The organism is Thalassospiraceae bacterium LMO-JJ14, from assembly GCA_021555105.2.
Taxonomy (GTDB): Bacteria; Pseudomonadota; Alphaproteobacteria; order Rhodospirillales; family Casp-alpha2; genus UBA4479.
Window position 1 is genome coordinate 1,028,421 of the sequence record CP134604.1, and the last position, 18,536, is coordinate 1,046,956.

The window sequence follows — 18,536 nt, forward strand, 5'->3', positions numbered from 1 at the left end:
TTGGTAAGAACGGTCTGTCCGGAACGGATATGTCAGAATAAATCACGAAACAGGAACGGGAAACCATCATGTCGGTCATAGATCAATTGAATTTGCGTCAGGCAACTGCGAACGACGTTGCCGCCATCGTTCAATTACTGGTCGATGACCCGCTTGGGGCGAAGCGCGAAAATCCCGGCGATCCGGCCTATGACGCGGCTTTTGCCGAGATCGACAAGGATCCGAACAACGAACTGTGGGTGATCGAAGGTGACGACGGTCGCATTCTCGGCGTCCTGCAGCTCACCTTCATTCCCGGCATCACGCACACGGCGGGTACGCGTGCCATGATCGAAGGCGTGCGTGTCGCCGACGAACTGACGGGCCAGGGCGTCGGCACCTGGTTCTTCCAGCAGATGATCGACCGCGCGCGCGAAAAGGGCGCGCGGCTTGTACAGCTGACCTCCGACAAGTCCCGCACGGACGCGATCCGCTTTTACGGCAACCTCGGCTTCACCGCATCCCATGAAGGCTTCAAGCTGAAGTTCGATTAGCCTCCTCACCTGTCCTCTCCTCCATAAATGGAGGAGAGGGACTCTCGTATCAATGCACGTTGCTCTCGTATCCCTCTCCCCCTTTCAGGGGGAGAGGTTAGGTGAGGGGGTGTTCAGCCCGGCATCTTCAGGTGATACGACTTGGGCCGGGTCAAACTCTGATAGCCCAGCGATGACAATGCCGCACCGCGTCCGGTTTCCTTGCAACCGGTCCAGCACAGGCCCGGATCGAGGTAATCGGCGCGGTTCATGAAGATGGTGCCGGTCTCGATCCGCTTGCCGATGGCGGCGGCGCGCGCCGGATCGGCGGTCCACAGCGACGCGGTCAGGCCGAAGTCACTGTCATTCATCAGGGCCACGGCCTCGTCGTCGGTTTCGACCTTCATGATGCCGACCACGGGGCCGAAGCTTTCATCGCGCATCACGCGCATGTCGTGGCTGACGTTGGTCAGGATCTGCGGCATCAGGTACGCCCCGCCGTCGTCCTCCGGAAAAAGCGCCGGATCGATCAGCGCCGTGGCCCCGGCTGCGATTGCTTCGGATGTCTGGGCGCGAACTTCAGCAGCGAAGCGGACGTTGGCCATGGGCCCCAGCGTCGTTGCCGGATCCAGCGGATTGCCGAGCTTGTAGCCCGATACAATGGCGAGCGCCTTTTCGACAAAGGCGTCGTACAACGAGGCGGTAACATAAATCCGCTCGATCCCGCAGCAGCACTGCCCGGAATTGAACATGGCACCGTCGATCAGGGTGTCGACCGCGGCATCCAGATCGGCATCGTCCATCACGTACCCCGGGTCCTTGCCGCCCAGTTCCAGCCCGACACCGGTGAACGTCCCCGACGCCGCTTTTTCGATGGCCCGCCCGCCGCCGACCGAGCCGGTGAAGTTAACGAAGCCGAAGGACTTGGCCGCGATCAGTTCCGACGTGGTGGCATGATCGAGGAACAGATTCTGGAACACGTCGGCCGGCACGCCGGCTTCGGTGAAAGCACGCACCATGCGTTCGCCGACCAGAAGCGTCTGCGTCGAATGTTTGAGGATCACCGTATTGCCGGCGATCAGCGCCGGGGCGACGGTGTTGATCGCCGTCATGTAAGGATAGTTCCAGGGCGCGATCACCAGAACGACGCCGACGGGCTCGCGTTCGATGCGGCGTTGAAAAGCAGGGCTGTCCTCGATGACGATCGGCTTCAGGGCCTCGGCGGCAATACCCGCCATATAGGACGCGCGTTCGTCGGTGCCGCCGAATTCGCCGCCGTAGCGCACCGGCCGGCCCATCATGCCTGCTAACTCCGGAACGACCTCGTCGGTCATTTCGCCGAGCCGCGTCACCCCGGCGCGGACCAGTTCGATACGGGCCTGCAGCGGCATGTCCGCCCAATCTCGCTGCGCTGCTTTGGCGCGCGCGGTGGCGGCAAAGGCGTCCTCGCGGGTCACGACGGGACGTTCGGCGAAGACCGAACCGTCAATCGGGGAAATGCATTTCAAGGTGGTGCTCATCGATGTGCCTCTGAAAGGGTATGCGGACTGCTTTCTTAGGATGCCCGGGCGTCAACGTAAATACCCCCGGCAAATGATGCCGGGGGTATCTGACGCGAATGGAAAGATGGCTCAGCCGTAACGATACGGGCGGCCGGCTTTCAGCATGTCTGCGTTATATTTCTTGAAGATGTCGACGACCTTCTTCTTGGTCGCGGACTCCGAAGCGATCTCGTCCCAGAACTTGACCGCCGCGGCCTCGACCGTTTCCCATTCCTTGTCGGGGATGGTGGTCAGCTTCATCTTGGTACCGTTGACGCGCAGCGATGCCTCGCCGCCCCAGTACCACCACTGGCGGTAATAGTGCGAGCTGTCGAAGGTCAGCTTCAGCAGTTCCTTCAGGTTGTCCGGCACCTTGTTCCAGCTGTCCATGTTGGCGAAGAACGATCCCGCCCACGCACCGGAGATGTTGTTGGTGAGGAAGTAGTTCGTCACATCGGCCCAGCCGACCGTGTAATCCTCGGTAATGCCGGACCAGGCGATGCCGTCCAACTCGCCGGTCTGTACCGCGACTTCGATATCTTCCCACGGCAGCGTCACCGGGACGACGCCGAACTGGGTCAGGAAGCGGCCCGCCGTCGGGAAGGTGAAGACACGCTTGCCCTTGAGGTCGGCGAGCGAGTTGATCGGATCCTTGGTGGCGAAATGGCACGGATCCCACGACCCGGCCGAGATATGCTTGACGCCGACTTTGGAATACTCCGCGTCCCAGATTTCATTCAGCCCGTACTGGTTGAACAGCACCGGCACGTCCAGCGAGTAGCGGCTGGCGAACGGGAAGTAACCGCCGAACACCGTGACTTCGGTCGGAGAGGCCATGGAATCGTCATCGGACTGCACGGCATCGATGGTGCCGGCCTGCATGGCCCGGAACAGCTCACCCGTCGGGACCAGCTGATCGGCGAAGAAAAGTTCGATTTCCATCTGCCCGGCGGCGACCTTGTTGAAACTGTCGATGGCCGGCTTGATCACGTGCTCGGCAAGTGCCGGACCGGCGTATGTCTGCATGCGCCATTTGATCGGCGCCTGAGAATGAACGGCTGGCGCCGCGATCGTTGCGGCACCGGCGACACCGGCGGCGGCGCCGGCTTTCAGGAAGTTACGTCTCGTTGTCATTGTGCTCTCCTCTGGTTTTTATCGTCTGTTGTTTTCCGGCCGTCGGGTATTGTACCCGCTGATCGCTCCTTTCCGGAGTCCTGGTTATTTTCCGTAGATATAATTCGGCAGCCACAGCGCGATTTCCGGGAATGCCAGAATCAGCGACAGGGCCAGCACCATGACGATAACGAACGGCAGGATCGAACCGTAGATATCGCGGATGCTGATTTCCGGCGGTGCCATGGCGCGCATCAAAAACAGATTATAGCCGAACGGCGGCGTCATGTAGGCAATCTGGGTGGTGATCGTATAGAGCACGCCGTACCACACCAGATCGAAACCCAGCGCCGCGACTAAAGGCACATACAGCGGTGCGACGATGACCAGCATCGCGGTATCGTCGAGGAACGTCCCCATAATCAGGAACGACAGCTGCATCAGAATCAGGATCATGATCGGGCTCAGGTGCAGTTGATCGGTAAACAGGTTGTCGATGGCCTTGACCGCGCCCAGCCCGTCGAACACCGCGCCGAAACCCAGCGCGGCCAGAATGATCCACATGAACATGCACGAAATCGCCAGCGTCTGGCGTACCGACACCTCGAACACGTCCTTGTTCATGCGGCGTTTGAGGACGGCGGCCATGAACGCCGTCAGCGCGCCGATGGCCGAACTTTCGACAAGGCTGGTCCAGCCGTTGACGAACGGGATCATCATCGCCCCGAAAATCGCCAGCGGCAAAAGGCCCGAGCGCAGCAGGCGCAGTTTCTCGCCCAGCGGCACGTTGCGTTCTTCCTTTGGTAACGCCGGTCCCAGTTCCGGCTGCAGTTTGCAGCGGATATAGATGTAGATCACGAACAGCGCTGCCATCATCAGGCCGGGCACGACGCCTGCGAGCCACAGCTGACCGACCGGTTGGCGCGCGATCATCGCATACAGCACGAGCACGACAGAGGGCGGCACAAGGATTCCCAGCGACGAGCCGGCCTGAATGACGCCGGTCACCATGCGCTTGTCATAACCGCGCCTGAGCAGTTCCGGCAGAGCAATGGTGGCGCCGATCGCCATGCCGGCGACCGACAGGCCGTTCATCGCCGAGATCAGCACCATCAGGCCGATGGTGCCGATGGCGAGTCCGCCGTTCACCGGCCCCATCCAGACATGGAACATCTTGTACAGGTCGTCGGCGATCTTGGATTCCGAGAGGATATAGCCCATGAAGATGAACATCGGCAGCGTCAAAAGGGGATACCACTTCATCAGCTTCATCGCCGAGGAGAACGGGATCGTCGAGCCGCCCGTGCCCCACAATGCCAGCGCCGCAATCACGGCGACACCGCCGATGGCGGCGAACACGCGCTGGCCGGTCATCAGCATCAGCATCATCGACGAGAACATGAGAAGGGCGATCAGTTCGTACGACACGGTCTAGATTTCCTCGCCGCGGATTTTGGCGATGTCCTTGAACAGCTCGGCAAAGGACTGCAACAGCATCAGCAGGAACCCGACGCACATGATGGTCTTGATCGGCCACAGCATGGGCCGCCATGCCGTCGGGTTGCGCTCTCCGTACTTGAAGGCATAAGCCGTGCTGTCGATGGCGCCGTACAGCATGACGCCGAGATAAAACACCAACAGCAGGATGGTGATGGAATCGAAGCACGCCTTCTTCTTCGGCGACCAGTTGGCGTACAGTAGATCCATTCTGACGTTGGCGTTCATCTGAATGGAATACGGGCCGCCCAGAATGTAATAGGCGACCATGGCGAACTGTGCGACCTCGAGGGTCCACAGCGAGGGCAGAAAGAAGGTCTTGGAAATCGACGACCACAACAGGATCGCCGCCATGACGAAAATGCCGTACATGGCAATGCGGCCGATGCGGTAGTTCACCGCCTCGACGTATTTGACGTAAAGCCTGATCCCCTTCGGCATTCGCCCCCCTGCGCATTCTTAGCCGTGCATTGCTGCACGTGCGTAAAAGCAGGTTAGCGGACCTGCGGTTGCGGTCAAGCGGGGAACGGTTGCCGCCCTCTACCTGGGGAGAGGGGGGACGTTATGCCTAAACCGCCAGCGCCATACCGTCGCGGCCGGGGTCGGCGCCGCCGTCGATGCCGTTCTCCGTGATGCGGATGGCGTGCACGCCGGCAAAGTGGAAGCCGAGCGGATAGCGGCGGAAGGTATAGCCGTCCGCTTCCAGTTCCGCCTGCACGAAACGCGGGATGCGGTTGACGATCTCGATAAGGTCGCTGGTTGCCGAGAATCGCGGCGCGGAAACGGCTTGTTGCGCGTCCATGCCGAAATCGATGGCGTTGATGATCCCCTGCACAACGCCCATGGCGATGTAGGTGCCGCCCGGTGCGCCGATCAAAAGCACCGGCTTGCCGTCCTTGAACACGATCGACGGCGCCATTGAAGTAAAGCGTGCCTTGCCGGGCGCCAGCGACCCGGTCATGCCGGGGCGCGGATCGAAAACCCCCATGCAGCCGTTATAGACGAAGCCCAGTCCTTCGGTGGTGACACCCGACGGCATACCCAGGGAATGCGTCATGGTGACGCAGTTGCCCTGACCATCGATGGTGCAGAGGTGCGTCGTTTCCTTCTGGTCCTCGCCCTGTTGCAGGCGCGGTACATGGGTTTTCTCGCCCGACTTGATCTTGTCGGCCATTTGCTTCGCGTAATCCTTGGACAAAAGCCGGTCCAGCGGAATGTCGACGAAGCGCGGATCGCCGACGTGATTGTCCTTGTCGACGGTGGCGATCTTCATCGCTTCGGCGACGGTCCGGATATACTCGGGCGTATTGTGACCCATGGCCGCGAGATCGAAATTCTCGAGGATATTCAGCATCTCGAGCACCATGATTCCGCCGCCCGGCGGCGGGCTCGACGCGATCTGGTATCCACGGTAATCGGTCCACAGCACATCGGCGTCTTCCGGTCCGGCGTTTTTCAGGTCCTCGGCCCGGATCAGTCCGCCGTTGGCTTCCATGTCGGCAACGATCTTCGAGGCGATCTCGCCTTCGTAAAAATCGTCGGCGCCGGCCTCGGCGATGCGGGTATAGGTCGCCGCCATATCGGGGTTCTTGATGATGCCGCCCATCGGTTTCATGGAGCCGTCATCATTCAGATAGATTTTCGCCGTCGCCGGGGAACCGCGCAGGTATTCGATGTGCTCGACCCGGCCGCCGGGTTCGACCTGTTCCCAGAAGCGGCGCACGTGCGGGCGGATCATCCAGCCACCCGCGGCATAGTCGATGGCCGGCTGGATCACTTCGGCCAGGCTTTTACTGCCCCATTTTTTCAAGGCGGTGTCGTAGGCGCGCAGGCTTTCGGGCGTGGCGATGGATTGATAGCCGACTTCGTTGACGCGGCCTTTCAGAATAAACCCGAAACCGTCCTCGCATTCGTGCAGCAGCTTGTCGGCCCACATATCGGGTGTCACGCCCAACGGCGCATGGGCATGAAAGTCCAGGCACTGGTGGGTGCCGCTTGCGGGCAGATAGACGTGCATCGATCCGAAACCGGCGATCCCCGACATGAACGGGTCGACGGCGGTTTGCACCAGGGCCGTGGCAATCGCCGCGTCGACGGCATTGCCGCCCGATTTCAGGACCATTGCGCCTGCTTCGACCGCCTCGGGTTGAGGCGCGCACACCATACCATTGGCCATCTCAGGCTCTCCTCGGAAGTTGATTAAGGGTTCAGTTTATTCAGCGTAGCCGGGATCGATCCGGTCGAGCATCCGCCGCAGCGCATCCCATTGCAATACGGCGTTCTTGCCGCTCGAATAATTCTGTTCGAATTGCAGTGCGGTTTTCTCGCAGACATCTTCGGGAACGATGCGTAATTCGCCGCCGCCGGCCTGCGCCATCAGTTGCAGCTGACAGGCATCGTTCAGGCGTTTGTGCAGGATAAAGGCATTGGCAACGGAATTGCCGACCGTCAACAAGCCGTGGTTCCAGAGCATCATAGAATTCAGATCGCCGAGATCGGCGGCAAGGCGGTCGCGCTCCTCAAGGTCGTCGGCGATGCCTTCGTAATCGTGATAGGCAAGCCGGTTATAGAAGCACAGCGATTTCTGGTTGAGCATCAGAAGGCCGTCTTTCTGTGCCGATACCGCCATGCCTTCCATGGTGTGCGTGTGCATGACGCAAACCGCGTCTTCGCGGTTCATGTGGATCGCGGAATGGATCGTGAAGCCGGCCTTGATGTAGCCGAAGGGGCTTTCCATGATCTTGTTGCCGTCGCAGTCGATCTTGATCAGCGACGAGGCGGTGATCTCCTCGAACTTGAGGCCCATCGGATTGATCAGGAAATGATGGTCCGTGCCGGGAATGCGCGCCGAGTTGTGGGTGAAAAGAATATCGTCCCACCCGTAGTGGGCGACAAGCCGGTAACAGGCTGCCAGATCGACCCGCATCTGCCATTCTTCCTCCGAAACGCGATCCCGGACCGACGGCAGTTCAAGCGCATGCACATTGCTCATTTGTATTCCTCCAGCTACGACTATCCCATAAGGTTCTATCATCAGGGGCCTTTCCGCAAGACCCGCGCATTGGTATTTCAAAGCCATCGAGGAGAACAAAAGTGTCGGACAGCAATTCGCAAGCAGCCTGGAAAGTCGCGCCCAGAGATTATGTACGTGGGCTCGAGAAATCATATAAAGGCGAACGGCTGAGCTCGAGCTATGTGGCGATGCGCGACGGAATCCGGCTGGCCGTCGATGTCCATCTGCCCGGCACCGAAGATGAAGACAAAGCCTATCCGACCATCTGTATCTTCACGCCGTATTATCGCCGCTTCGCGCTCAGCGACGGACATCGCGAAGGTATCGACCCCTGTCCGACCATCGCCTTTTATCGCGATAACTTCGTCAAGCGGGGCTACGCGCTGGTCTGTGTCGATGTGCGCGGTTCCGGCGCCAGCTTCGGCTGCCGTGACGGTTTCCGCTCGCCGGCGGAACGCCTTGACCATCATGACACGGTCGACTGGGTGGCGGCTCAGCCCTGGTGCGACGGCAATATCGGCGCGACGGGCATTTCCTATCCGGGTGCGGCGTCGGATTTCCTGGCGTCGACCTGCCACCCCGCGGTGAAGGCCGTGGCGCCGCTGTTTGCGGTCTGGGATACGTGGTCGAACCATTTGTACCCCGGCGGTGTGCTGCTGACCTGCGTGACACGGAATTACGGCCAGCTTGCCGACGCGCTTGATTTCGATGACCGCGATATGATTCCCGATTACGCGTATTTCAAGGACAGCGATCTGGCAGGACCGGCGCCGGTCGACGAAGATGCCGACGGCAGCCTTCTGAAAGCGGCACTCAAGGACCACGTGGCGAATTTCAACATGCAGGATTTCGCGCAGCAGTTCCGCTTTCGCGACGATGCCCTGACCGATAATCCCGATTACCAGAGCCGGGTGATCTGCCCCTACAACTACGCCAGCCGGGACGCCGACAAGAACGTTGCGTACTATACGATCTCGGGCTGGATGGACGGCGGCGGCTATTCCACCGGCACCATTCAGCGCTATCTGTGGCTCAAGGAAAAACATCACCGGCTTATGCTGGGGCCCTGGGATCACGGTGCGCGCGGTCATGTCAGCCCGTGGCGCGGCGACAAACCGGCCGCTCAACAGCCGTTCGTGGCCGCCGAGGTGCTGCGGTTCTTCGACACGCACCTGAAGGGCCTCGATACGGGCCTGAATGATGAAGATCCCGTGCATTATTTCACCATGGGCGCGGAAGAATGGCAGTCCGCCCCGAGCTGGCCGCCGGCCGAGCCGGACACGGTGCTGTATTTCGATGCCGACGGCACCCTCAACGACGATGCCGCGCCGGCCGAAGAAGGGGCCGACGACTATCAGGCCGATTACGATTGCCGGACCGGGTTCCACTCCCGTTATGACCGGCTTTATATCGCCAATGTCGAAACGTATTACGATGACTGGCACGGCCGTGACGAAAAGATGCTGAACTATACGGCGGCGCCGTTCGAGGTGGATACGGAAATGACCGGACATCCGGTCGTCGATCTGCACTTCACCTGTTCGGAACGTGACGGGACCTTTTTTGTCTATATCTCGGATATCACGCCGGAGGGGAAATCCGTCTATGTGACCGAAGGTGTGTTCCGCGCCTTGCACCGGAAAATCGGCCCACTGCCAGAGGATATCCCGCCGACCGGGCCGACACATACGTTCAATCGCGCCGATGCCGAGCATCTGACGCCGGGTGAGGCGGCAAGCGCCGCGTTCGAGCTTTTGCCGACGTCGTATCTGTTCCGTGCCGGACACAGGCTCCGGGTCTCGATTGCGTCGTCGGACAGCGACCATTTCACGCGCATCCCCGATGGTCGCCCGCCGAAGTTCGTGTTCTTGCGGGGCGCGGATCACCCGTCAGCCATCCGTCTGCCGATTGTTCGGGCTTAAGTCATTGAATTCCGGAAAACCCTTCCGATATGCAGTTAATGAGAAGGGGCGAGTATGGCCAACGAGTTAATACCCGATATCGATCCGGCATTGCAGCCGACGCCCGAGGATATGACCTTCGATCTGAAGGAAGCACTCAGGGCGATATACTTGATCCGAACCCGCGTGCCGGAAGACGGTTTCACGGCCCAGTCGCTCGGCTCGGAACGTGCCGGGCACGCGGTTCTGATCGACGAGCGCGGGCTGTTGGTGACCATCGGGTATCTCGTCGTCGAAGCGGAAAGCGTGTGGCTTGTCGATGCCGACGGCGCCGCGGTCGAGGGGCATGTTCTGGGCTCGGATACGGAAACCGGCTTCGGCCTGGTGCAGATGCTGGGGCGGCCTTCGGTCAAGCCGTTGCAGGTCGGCACCGCCGATGATCTTGAGGTCGGGGACCGTGCCATCGTCGCCGGCTACGGCGGCTGCAGTCAGGCCGTCGACGTCGAGGTGGTCGGGCGGCGCGAGTTCGCAGGGTACTGGGAATATCTTCTGGACCGCGCCATTTTCACATCGCCGCCACATCCGTTCTGGGGTGGATCGGCGCTGATCGGCGAAGATGGCACGTTGAAGGGCATCGGTTCTCTGTTTGTGCAGGAAGGCGCACATGAAGAAGATGACGACACACCTCGCGAAGGCAACATGATCGTGCCGATCGATCTTCTGGCCGGGATCAAGGATGACTTGCTCAATCACGGGCAGCGCATGACGCCGCCCCGGCCCTGGCTCGGTATGTTCTCGGCCGAGCAGGCGGGGAAGGTCGTGATCGCCGGCTTGTGGGACGGCGGGCCTGCCGACAGCGCCGGACTGGAAGCGGGCGACTTGGTTCTGGAAATCGGCGGCAAGCCGGTGACGAGCATGGCGTTCATGTACAAGACCATCTGGGCGCTCGGCGATGCCGGGGTGCGCGTGCCGATGACGGTTTACCGCGACAAGCGGATCATCGAAATCGAAATCGAAAGTGCCTGCCGCACCGATTTCTACAAGAAGCCCGGCCTGCACTGATCATGTGCGCGGCGACCGGTTCCGGCCTTGATGTAAAAGGTGCGGACATCGAGCTGATCAAGAACGCCTGCGCCGATCCGGCCGGGCTTTTCCGGCAAATCCACAGCGAAGCCGAATGGTGTCAGGAGAGCATCAGCCTGTTCGGGCGCACGCATGCCATGCCGCGGCTGACATGCTGGATGGGGGACATGCCATACCGTTATTCCGGGCTGACGCACCCGCCAAGCGCGTTCACACCGGCCGTGCTGGACGTACGCAAAATAGCGGAACAACTCAGCGGTGCGTCATTCAACGGGGTTTTGCTAAATCTTTATCGCGACGGGCACGATTCCATGGGCTGGCATGCGGACGATGAGGCTTCGCTTGGCCGGGATCCGGTGATTGCATCGCTGAGCCTCGGGGCCGTCCGGCGGATGCGTTTCAAGCCGAAACCGCATTTCAGGGCAGAACCCTTCGGTATCGACCTCGCGGCGGGAAGTCTTCTCGTCATGCGCGGTCCGACACAGGCAAATTGGCTGCATGCGGTTCCAAAGACATCGCGGCCTGTCGAGGCCAGGATTAACCTGACGTTTCGCCTGATCGTGGAAGCGTCTTAAGCGGTATCGGACTCGGACATAAAATCCTCGGCAATAAGGGCCGCATATTCCTTGAGTACCGGCACGTGCTTGATCGCCGCCTCGACGTTCATGCGCGCTGCGGGGGCATGTATGGCAAGCCCAGAAATAACGTGATCGGCGTCCGAATGAACAGGCACGGCGACGGAGATTATACCGTCGTGATATTCCTCGTTGTTGACCGAATAACCGCGCGCGCGGGTTTTCGCGCAATCTGCTTCCAGTGCCTCGGGATCGGTGAGGGTTCTGGCCGTATAAGCCTTGAGGTTAAGGCGCTCGAGAATGCGTTTGCGCGTGCGGCCTGGCAGATAGGCGAGGAAAAGCTTGCCCAGACCGGTGCAGTGCACCGGCACGCGGCTGCCGGGATGAAGTTCGGCACGAAGCGGAAAGTTGCTTTCGACGCGGTCGAGATAGAGAACGCAGTCTCCGTCCAGGATGCCCACGTTGCAGGTTTCCGAGACCTTGTCGACGAGACGCGCAAGGACGGCATTTCTGGGGGCGTAGCGGATGCACCAGCCGAAAACGTCCTTGGATATATCGAAAAGTTTGGGGCCGATGGCATAACGGTCGCGTACCGGTTCACGGTACAAAAAGCCGTGTTCTTCTAGCTGACGGGCGGTGCGGTGCACGGTTTGCTTTGGACGCCCCAGCGCTTCGGCAAGCTCGGGCAGCGACAGCGGACGCCGCGCTGCAAGGATTACCTCGATCACGGCAAATGCCTTGATCACCACCGGTTCAGCATTATCGGTCATGTACCCCCCCAACAAACCCCCGAAACTTCCTATCACTTTGCAGGCAGGTAGGGAAGGGGGCGCGCCGCTTAATCAGACACCGAGAAGTTGTACCGCTATTTCGGGATTTTTGTCGAGTTCCGAGAAGCTGCCCCTGTAGGCGATGCGCCCGGTTTCCATGATGATCACATTCTCGGCGACTGTCCGGGCGAGATGACGGTTCTGCTCGGAAATCAGGATCGCGATGCCGTCCTTCAGAAGCGCCCGTAAAACCTCACCAAGCCGCTTGACGACAACAGGGGCCAGTCCTTCCGACGGCTCATCCAGTAACAACAGCGCAGGGTTCCCCATCAGGGCGCGGCCGATGGCCAGCATCTGGCGTTCGCCGCCCGACAGGGTGCCGGCAGCAGCGTCCTTGCGGCGGGCGATTTCGGGAAACAGTTCGAAGACGCGCGCGGCCGACCACGGATGGTTGCCATGCATGTCCGGTTTTGCGCCGCTAAGCAGGTTTTCCGTCACGCTGAGCGATTCGAAGATGCGGCGTTCTTCGGGAACATAACCGATCCCGGCATGGGCGATCCGCTCTGGCGGCCATGTACCGATTTCGCTGTCCCGGAAGACGATTTCGCCGGACCAGGGGCGGATCAGTCCGATCAGCGATTTGAGGGTCGTCGATTTTCCGGCGCCGTTGCGGCCAAGGATGGCGAGACCTTGCGATGCCCCGAGGCTGAAACAAACATCGTCGATGGCAAGCGCCTTGCCGTAACCGCTCCGCAGGTTTCTGACCTCAAGCATGGGCATCGTCCACATCGCCCAGATAGACCCGGCGCACACGTGCGTCGGCACGGACCGCATCGGGGCTTGCGTCGGCAATCAGTTGCCCCTGATCCATGGCCAGGACACGGTCGGCAAATCCGAAAACGGCATCCATGTCGTGTTCGGTGAACAGCACCGTGGTGCCGCGCGCGCTGACCAGGTCCTGGATCATCTGCATGATTTTCCGCCGCTCGTCCGCAGCCATGCCGGCCGTCGGCTCGTCGAGCAAAAGCAGGGACGGCTCGGCTGCCAGCGCCATCACCAGTTCGACGCGCTTCACATCGCCGTATGCCAGCGCCGTCACGGCATACCCCGCCAGGGCCGCGATGCCGGCTTCCGTCAGCAGGTCACGGGCCCCGGCGGGGTCCAGATTGGCGGCCAGAAGGGCGGTCTCGACGTTTTCGATGACGTTCATGGAACGGAATGTCGCGGCGATCTGAAAGGTGCGGCCGATCCCGCCATGGGCGCGTTTGTGTGTCGGCCACGCGGTGACGTCACGGCCCTGGAAGATGACGTGTCCGCTGTCAGCGGTCAGGGAGCCGCTCAGCAGATTGAAGCAGGTTGTCTTTCCGGCACCGTTAGGGCCGATCAGGGCGGCGATCTCACCTTTCTGCAAATCGAAAGAAACCCGGTTGACGGCCTGCAGGCCACCGAAGCTTTTGCTGAGCGACTGTATTTCAAGGATTGCGTTCATGCCGCACGCACGTCGCCTGCGGGCGGATCGCGGCGGTGTATTTTTGTCAGCACCGTTGCGATGCCGCCGGCAATCCCGTTCGGCGCGAAAAGCGCGATAATGATGATGGACGCGCCCAGCATCGCCCGCCAATACTCAAGCCGGCTCAGGACATCTTCAAGCAGGGAAAACACCCCGGCCCCCAGGATCGGGCCGGCGGGGGCATGCAGTCCGCCCAGTAACACCACCACCAGCGCATCGACTGAACGCGGGATCGCCAGGGTGTCGGGAAAGACGCTGCCCTTGGAAAAGGCAAAGATGCCCCCGGCCACTCCGGCTGCCGTTCCGGCAATGACGATTGCTGCCCAGCTCTGCTTCTTGATGTCGATGCCAAGTGCGCCGGCACGGGCCGGAGCATCACGTCCGGCGCGCAGCAGTCTGCCGAAACGCGTGCGCGTCAGATACATCAGCACGGCGATTCCGGTGCCGCAGAGGCTCAGGGTCAGGTAATAGTATGCTGTCGTGCCGTTGGCCCAGGCGGCCGGCCAGATGCCGAGAATACCGTCGTCGCCGCCGGTCACGTCCTGCCACTGAATCCCCATCGACCAGAGGATTTGCGCCGCGGCCAGCGTCAACATCGCCAGATAGACGCCGCTGAGACGGACCGCGAACCAGCCGATGACGGCGGCGCCAGTGGCGGCGGCGACAGGTGCCGCAATAAGTGCCAGTTCCATCCCGGCGCCGAATTCGCGCACCGCCAGCGCAGCGCCATACGCACCGAGCCCGAAGAAGGCGGCATGCCCGAACGAGATCAGTCCGCCCGTGCCCATCATGAACTGCAGCCCGGCGGCGAACAGGGCGAGGACCATGATGTCACCGGCCAGCACGACGATGAAGCTGTCGGCGATGAACGGCAGCGACAACAGGGCCATCATCAGCAGCACGGCGGCGGCTTTGCCGGGCCTGGCGAAAGTCTGCGGCGGTTGGATTTCAACCGCATGCGGCTGCGACGTCACCGGTTTACCGAGAAGCCCGTACGGGCGGATCACCAGGACCACGGCCATCGCGGCAAACGCGGCCACCAGCGTGATTTCCGGCAGGATCAGGATGCCGAAGGCGTTCAACTCGGCAATCAGCAACGCCGCCAGAAAAGCGCCTGCGACACTGCCCATGCCGCCGATGACGACGACCACGAAAGCTTCGGCGATGATGTTGAGGTCCATCAAGAGGCTCGCCGGCTGACGCGGCATTTCCAGCGCACCGCCGAGCCCGGCCAGCGCCGCGCCGATGAAGAACGTCGCCTGAAACAGCCGCGCCGGCTTGACGCCCAGCGCCTGCAGCATCTCGCGGTCTTCGGTGGCGGCGCGTACAAGTATGCCGAAACGGGTGTGCGTGAACATCCACCAGATGGCGCCCAGAACGGCAAGGCCGACGGCGATCAGGAACAGATCGTATTCGGGGACGGTCTGGCCGAAGATGTCGACGACGCCTTCAAGTCCCGGCGCGCGCGGCCCCAGCAGATCGGTCGGCCCCCAGATCCACAGCGCGGCATCCTGAATAATCAGCACCAGCCCAAAGGTGGCGACGAGCTGGAACAACTCAGGCGCGGCATAAAGACGGCTCAGCACGGTGCGTTCCATCAACCAGCCGACGGCACCGACGGCCAGCGCCGCCAGGGGAACCGCCAGCCAGAACCCGAACTGCTGGGAAATGCTGTAGGCAATGAAGGCACCCAGCATGAACAGCGAGCCATGCGCGAAGTTGACGATACGCGTGACGCCGAAAATGATCGACAGACCGGCTGCGACAAGAAACAGCGACGATGCGCTGGCGAGACCGGTCAGGAACTGTGCGAAATAAAAACCCATGGTCGGGCCATCCTATGGGACGGAATGGGCTGAATGCCAGCATGTCTCTCCTCTCCCCCTTGTGCGGGGGAGAGGGAAACAGTCATCCGGCTCAATTTGTCGGACGCATTGCCTTGGCTTCTTCGGGGCTCGGCAAGACTTCCGCGCCATCGACATAGCGCCAGCCGGTCATCTGACCGCCGCCACCGACGACATCGGTGCGCCCGACCCACGATCCCATGGTCGCCTGATGATCGGCGGCACGGTAGATAACCTCGCCGCCGGGGGTCGCAACCTTAAGGTCGGCCATCGCGGCGACAAGGGCGGGCGTATCGGTGCTGCCGGCTTTTTTCAGCACGGCGGCGATGGATTGGATGGTGTTGTAACCGACCAGTGAGCCCATCTTCAGGGTTTCTTTCCAGCGCGCTTCATAAGCCTTGCGAAACGCGTTGTGCGCGGGCGTGTCGATCGCATACCAGGGATAGCCGGTGACGATCCAGCCTTTCGGCGCTTCGCCTTTCAAGGGTTCGAGATATTCCGGCTCGCCGGTCAGAAGGCTGACCACGGTGCGGTCCTTGAACAGGCCGCGCACGGTGCCTTCGCGGACCAGCGCACCCAGATCGGGACCGAAGGTAACGTTGTAGATCGCATCGGGCTTGGCGACTTCGAGGGCACGGACGGTAACGCCGGCATCGATCTTGAACAACGCGGGCCACTGCTCGTCGACAAATTGTACGGACGGCTTGAGCTTGCTCAGCACCTGTTTGAAGGCAGAGACGGCGTCTTTGCCATAGGCATAGTTCGGCGCCACGGTTGCCCATTTGACGGCATCGATCTTGGCGGCCTCGATGGCGAGCATCGCTGCCTGCATATAAGTCGAGGGCCGGAGCCGGAACGTATATTCGTTGCCCTTGGACCACACCAACGCATCGCTCAGCGGCTCGGAGGCGAGGAACATTACCTTGTTTTGCTTGGCAAAATCGGCCACCGCGAGTCCGATATGCGAGAAGAACGTCCCCGTCAGCATCACCACCTTGTCGCGTTTCAGCAGTTCCCCGGCGATCTTGACGGCATTGCCGGGCTTGCCGGCGTCGTCACGGCTGATGATCTCCAGCGGCCGGCCATTGATGCCGCCGGCGGCGTTGATTTCCTCAACGGCCATCTGCCAGCCCTTCTTGTAAGGTTCGGTGAAGGCCGGCAGGCGGGTGTAGCTGTTGATCTCGCCAATACGGATCGGTTCCGCGCCGGCTTGTGCCGTGGATACAAAAAATACCGCCGCAAGGGCGAACAAACGTGTGAAATTCATCGGGTTTCTCTCTTCTGTCGCTTAAGACGCGGCGGTCGCAATCTCACGGCTTCCGCCTCTGCAAAATATGTAACGATTAATCTACGCGAGTGAAAGGCAGTTTGTGCAAATTTAGCGATAAACAGTTGTGAATTTGCCGTCTTGCGCTTGCCGCCCCGATCCACACAATAGCGGTTCCTTTGGGAAGGGGACATTTATGACTGATTTCAGAGCGAGCGTCGTCGGTCTCGGCGCAATGGGCATGGGGATCGCAACCTCGGGATTGAAGGCCGGACTGGACGTTACCGGCTGCGACGTTTCGCAAACTGCACTCGAAGCTTTTGCTGCCTGCGGCGGGAAGACCGCGAAATCACCACTCGATGCCGCCGCGGATGCCGATTGTCTGGCGATTGTCGTCGTCAATCAGGCGCAGACGGAGGCCGTTCTGTTCGGCGAAAACGGGGCCGCCACGGCCTTGCCGAAAGGCGCTGTCGTGCTTGGTTGCGCCACCGTGCCGCCGGCGTTTGCCCGGGATCTGTCGGCGCGGCTGGATGCTTTGGGGCTATTGTATCTTGACGCGCCGATTTCCGGCGGTGCCGTCAAGGCGGCTGCGGGGCAGCTGTCGGTCATGGGGTCGGGGACGCCGCAAGCGTTCGCCCGCGCCCGGCCGTTTCTGGATGCGGTTGCCGAAAAGGTGTTCGAACTGGGTGACGAGGCCGGCCCCGGCTCGACCATGAAGATGGTCAACCAGTTGCTGGCCGGCGTGCACATCGCGACGGCCATGGAAGCGCTGGCGCTCGGTATCCGTTCGGGTCTGGATGCGCGGACGGTGTTCGAGGTCATTACCGCGTCGGCGGGGAATTCGTGGATGTTCGAAAACCGGGTGCCGCATGTGCTGGACAACGATTACGCCCCGAAAAGCGCCGTCGATATCTTCGTCAAGGATCTGGGGATCGTACTCGAAACGGGCAAGCGCGAGGGCTTCCCGCTGCCGGTATCCGCCGCCGCGCACCAACAGTTTCTGGCGGCCAAGGCGATGGGGCTGGGGCGCGAGGACGACGCCGCCGTGATCAAGGTGTTTGCCCAGCTTGCCGGGATCGAGTTGCCCGACGGCAAGAAACAGGAATAGACCGATGCCGCATTTCGCCGCGAATTTGAGCCTGATGTTCACCGAGGCGCCGTTTCTGGACCGCTTCAAGGCGGCGCGGGACGCCGGCTTCGATGCCGTGGAGTTTCTGTTCCCCTATGCACATTCGGCGCCCGACGTCGCGGCAAGACTCAGGGATAACGGCCTCACGCAGGCGTTGTTCAATGCACCGCCGGGGGATTGGGATGCCGGCGAGCGGGGCATTTCGGCCTTGCCGGACCGGGTGTCGGAATTCCGCGAAAGCATCGACAAGGCCTTGGAATATGCCCGCGCTCTTGATTGCCGGACGCTGCATGTGATGGCCGGCCTGGTCCCCGATGCGGCGGACCCGGACGAGATGCTGGCGTGTTATGTCGACAACATCCGCTTCGCCGCCGACCGCTGCCAGGCGCAAGGGGTCGTGGTGTCGCTGGAGCCGCTCAATAGTCGCGACGTCCCCGGTTATCTGATGCCGACGAGCGCCGCCGTCGCCGAAGCCATGCAAAGAATCCAGCGCCCGAATGTCGGCCTGCAGTTCGACTTTTATCATGTGCAGATCATGGAAGGCGATCTGGCACGCCGCTTCGAGGCGATGCTGGACGATATCGTGCACGTGCAGATTTCCGGTGTGCCGGAACGCCACGAGCCGAATACCGGAGAGATCAATTATCCATACCTGTTCAATCTGATGGACCGGCTCGGGTATACCGGCTACGTGGGCTGCGAATACAACCCGCGGGCCGGCACGCTCGACGGTCTGGGCTGGCTGTTCGATTAGACCGGGGCCAAAAGAAAGTACGACGTG

The 18,536-nt window shown here is 61.2% G+C and carries 17 protein-coding genes; 6 read left to right on the plus strand and 11 right to left on the minus strand.

What is annotated here, in order from left to right; genetic code table 11:
- Window positions 1-68 precede the first annotated feature (68 nt).
- The gene (locus tag L2D14_05060; GenBank protein ID WNK00795.1) at window positions 69-533 is read left to right on the plus strand and encodes a GNAT family N-acetyltransferase; all 465 of its coding nucleotides are present in this window, start codon (window positions 69-71) and stop codon (window positions 531-533) included.
- Window positions 534-646: 113 nt separating this feature from the next.
- Here L2D14_05060 and L2D14_05065 read toward each other — a convergent pair whose 3' ends face one another.
- From L2D14_05065 to L2D14_05090, 6 genes are all read right to left on the minus strand, one after another.
- On the minus strand, window positions 647-2,032 hold the full coding sequence (locus L2D14_05065) for an aldehyde dehydrogenase family protein (protein ID WNK00796.1): 1,386 nt from the start codon (window positions 2,030-2,032) through the stop codon (window positions 647-649).
- A gap of 111 nt (window positions 2,033-2,143) precedes the next feature.
- The gene (locus tag L2D14_05070; protein ID WNK00797.1) at window positions 2,144-3,187 is read right to left on the minus strand and encodes a TRAP transporter substrate-binding protein; all 1,044 of its coding nucleotides are present in this window, start codon (window positions 3,185-3,187) and stop codon (window positions 2,144-2,146) included.
- Window positions 3,188-3,271: 84 nt separating this feature from the next.
- Window positions 3,272-4,594, minus strand: a complete 1,323-nt coding sequence (locus tag L2D14_05075) for a TRAP transporter large permease subunit (protein WNK00798.1) — start codon at window positions 4,592-4,594, stop codon at window positions 3,272-3,274.
- Between the two features lie 3 nt (window positions 4,595-4,597).
- Window positions 4,598-5,104, minus strand: a complete 507-nt coding sequence (locus L2D14_05080; protein WNK00799.1) for a TRAP transporter small permease subunit — start codon at window positions 5,102-5,104, stop codon at window positions 4,598-4,600.
- Window positions 5,105-5,231: 127 nt separating this feature from the next.
- Window positions 5,232-6,839, minus strand: coding sequence for a gamma-glutamyltransferase (gene ggt, locus L2D14_05085; protein ID WNK00800.1), 1,608 nt, complete (start codon window positions 6,837-6,839; stop codon window positions 5,232-5,234).
- A 36-nt stretch (window positions 6,840-6,875) separates the two neighbouring features.
- Window positions 6,876-7,655, minus strand: coding sequence for a class II aldolase/adducin family protein (locus L2D14_05090; GenBank protein ID WNK00801.1), 780 nt, complete (start codon window positions 7,653-7,655; stop codon window positions 6,876-6,878).
- 101 nt (window positions 7,656-7,756) lie between these two features.
- On the opposite strand from L2D14_05090, the gene L2D14_05095 reads away from it, so the two are divergent.
- The 3 genes from L2D14_05095 to L2D14_05105 are packed head-to-tail and all read left to right on the plus strand — an operon-like array spanning window position 7,757 to window position 11,235.
- Complete coding sequence (locus tag L2D14_05095; protein WNK00802.1) at window positions 7,757-9,598, plus strand: CocE/NonD family hydrolase; 1,842 nt, start codon at window positions 7,757-7,759, stop codon at window positions 9,596-9,598.
- Between the two features lie 54 nt (window positions 9,599-9,652).
- Window positions 9,653-10,639 (plus strand): S1C family serine protease, encoded by a 987-nt coding sequence (locus L2D14_05100; protein WNK00803.1) that lies wholly within the window; start codon window positions 9,653-9,655, stop codon window positions 10,637-10,639.
- A 2-nt stretch (window positions 10,640-10,641) separates the two neighbouring features.
- Entirely contained in the window at window positions 10,642-11,235 is a 594-nt protein-coding gene (locus L2D14_05105) for an alpha-ketoglutarate-dependent dioxygenase AlkB (protein ID WNK00804.1), read from the plus strand.
- Here L2D14_05105 and L2D14_05110 read toward each other — a convergent pair.
- The 5 genes from L2D14_05110 to L2D14_05130 form a co-directional block, all read right to left on the minus strand.
- Complete coding sequence (locus tag L2D14_05110) at window positions 11,232-12,005, minus strand: IclR family transcriptional regulator (protein ID WNK00805.1); 774 nt, start codon at window positions 12,003-12,005, stop codon at window positions 11,232-11,234. The genes L2D14_05105 and L2D14_05110 overlap by 4 nt on opposite strands.
- Window positions 12,006-12,077: 72 nt before the next feature.
- Window positions 12,078-12,779, minus strand: coding sequence for an ABC transporter ATP-binding protein (locus L2D14_05115; GenBank protein ID WNK00806.1), 702 nt, complete (start codon window positions 12,777-12,779; stop codon window positions 12,078-12,080).
- Window positions 12,772-13,494 carry an ABC transporter ATP-binding protein gene (locus tag L2D14_05120; protein WNK00807.1) on the minus strand — a complete coding sequence of 241 codons (723 nt, stop codon included), beginning with the start codon at window positions 13,492-13,494 and terminating at the stop codon, window positions 12,772-12,774. Before L2D14_05120 ends, L2D14_05115 begins: the two co-directional genes overlap by 8 nt.
- Window positions 13,491-15,341: an ABC transporter permease gene (locus tag L2D14_05125; GenBank protein WNK00808.1), complete on the minus strand. Its 1,851-nt coding sequence runs from the start codon at window positions 15,339-15,341 to the stop codon at window positions 13,491-13,493. The genes L2D14_05120 and L2D14_05125 overlap by 4 nt, the downstream gene beginning before the upstream one ends.
- A gap of 91 nt (window positions 15,342-15,432) precedes the next feature.
- On the minus strand, window positions 15,433-16,626 hold the full coding sequence (locus L2D14_05130) for an ABC transporter substrate-binding protein (protein ID WNK00809.1): 1,194 nt from the start codon (window positions 16,624-16,626) through the stop codon (window positions 15,433-15,435).
- 196 nt (window positions 16,627-16,822) lie between these two features.
- Between L2D14_05130 and L2D14_05135 the strand changes: the two genes are divergently transcribed.
- Both L2D14_05135 and L2D14_05140 read left to right on the plus strand, forming a co-directional pair.
- On the plus strand, window positions 16,823-17,734 hold the full coding sequence (locus L2D14_05135; GenBank protein ID WNK00810.1) for an NAD-binding protein: 912 nt from the start codon (window positions 16,823-16,825) through the stop codon (window positions 17,732-17,734).
- A 4-nt stretch (window positions 17,735-17,738) separates the two neighbouring features.
- The gene (locus L2D14_05140; GenBank protein ID WNK00811.1) at window positions 17,739-18,509 is read left to right on the plus strand and encodes a hydroxypyruvate isomerase family protein; all 771 of its coding nucleotides are present in this window, start codon (window positions 17,739-17,741) and stop codon (window positions 18,507-18,509) included.
- Window positions 18,510-18,536 lie beyond the last annotated feature (27 nt).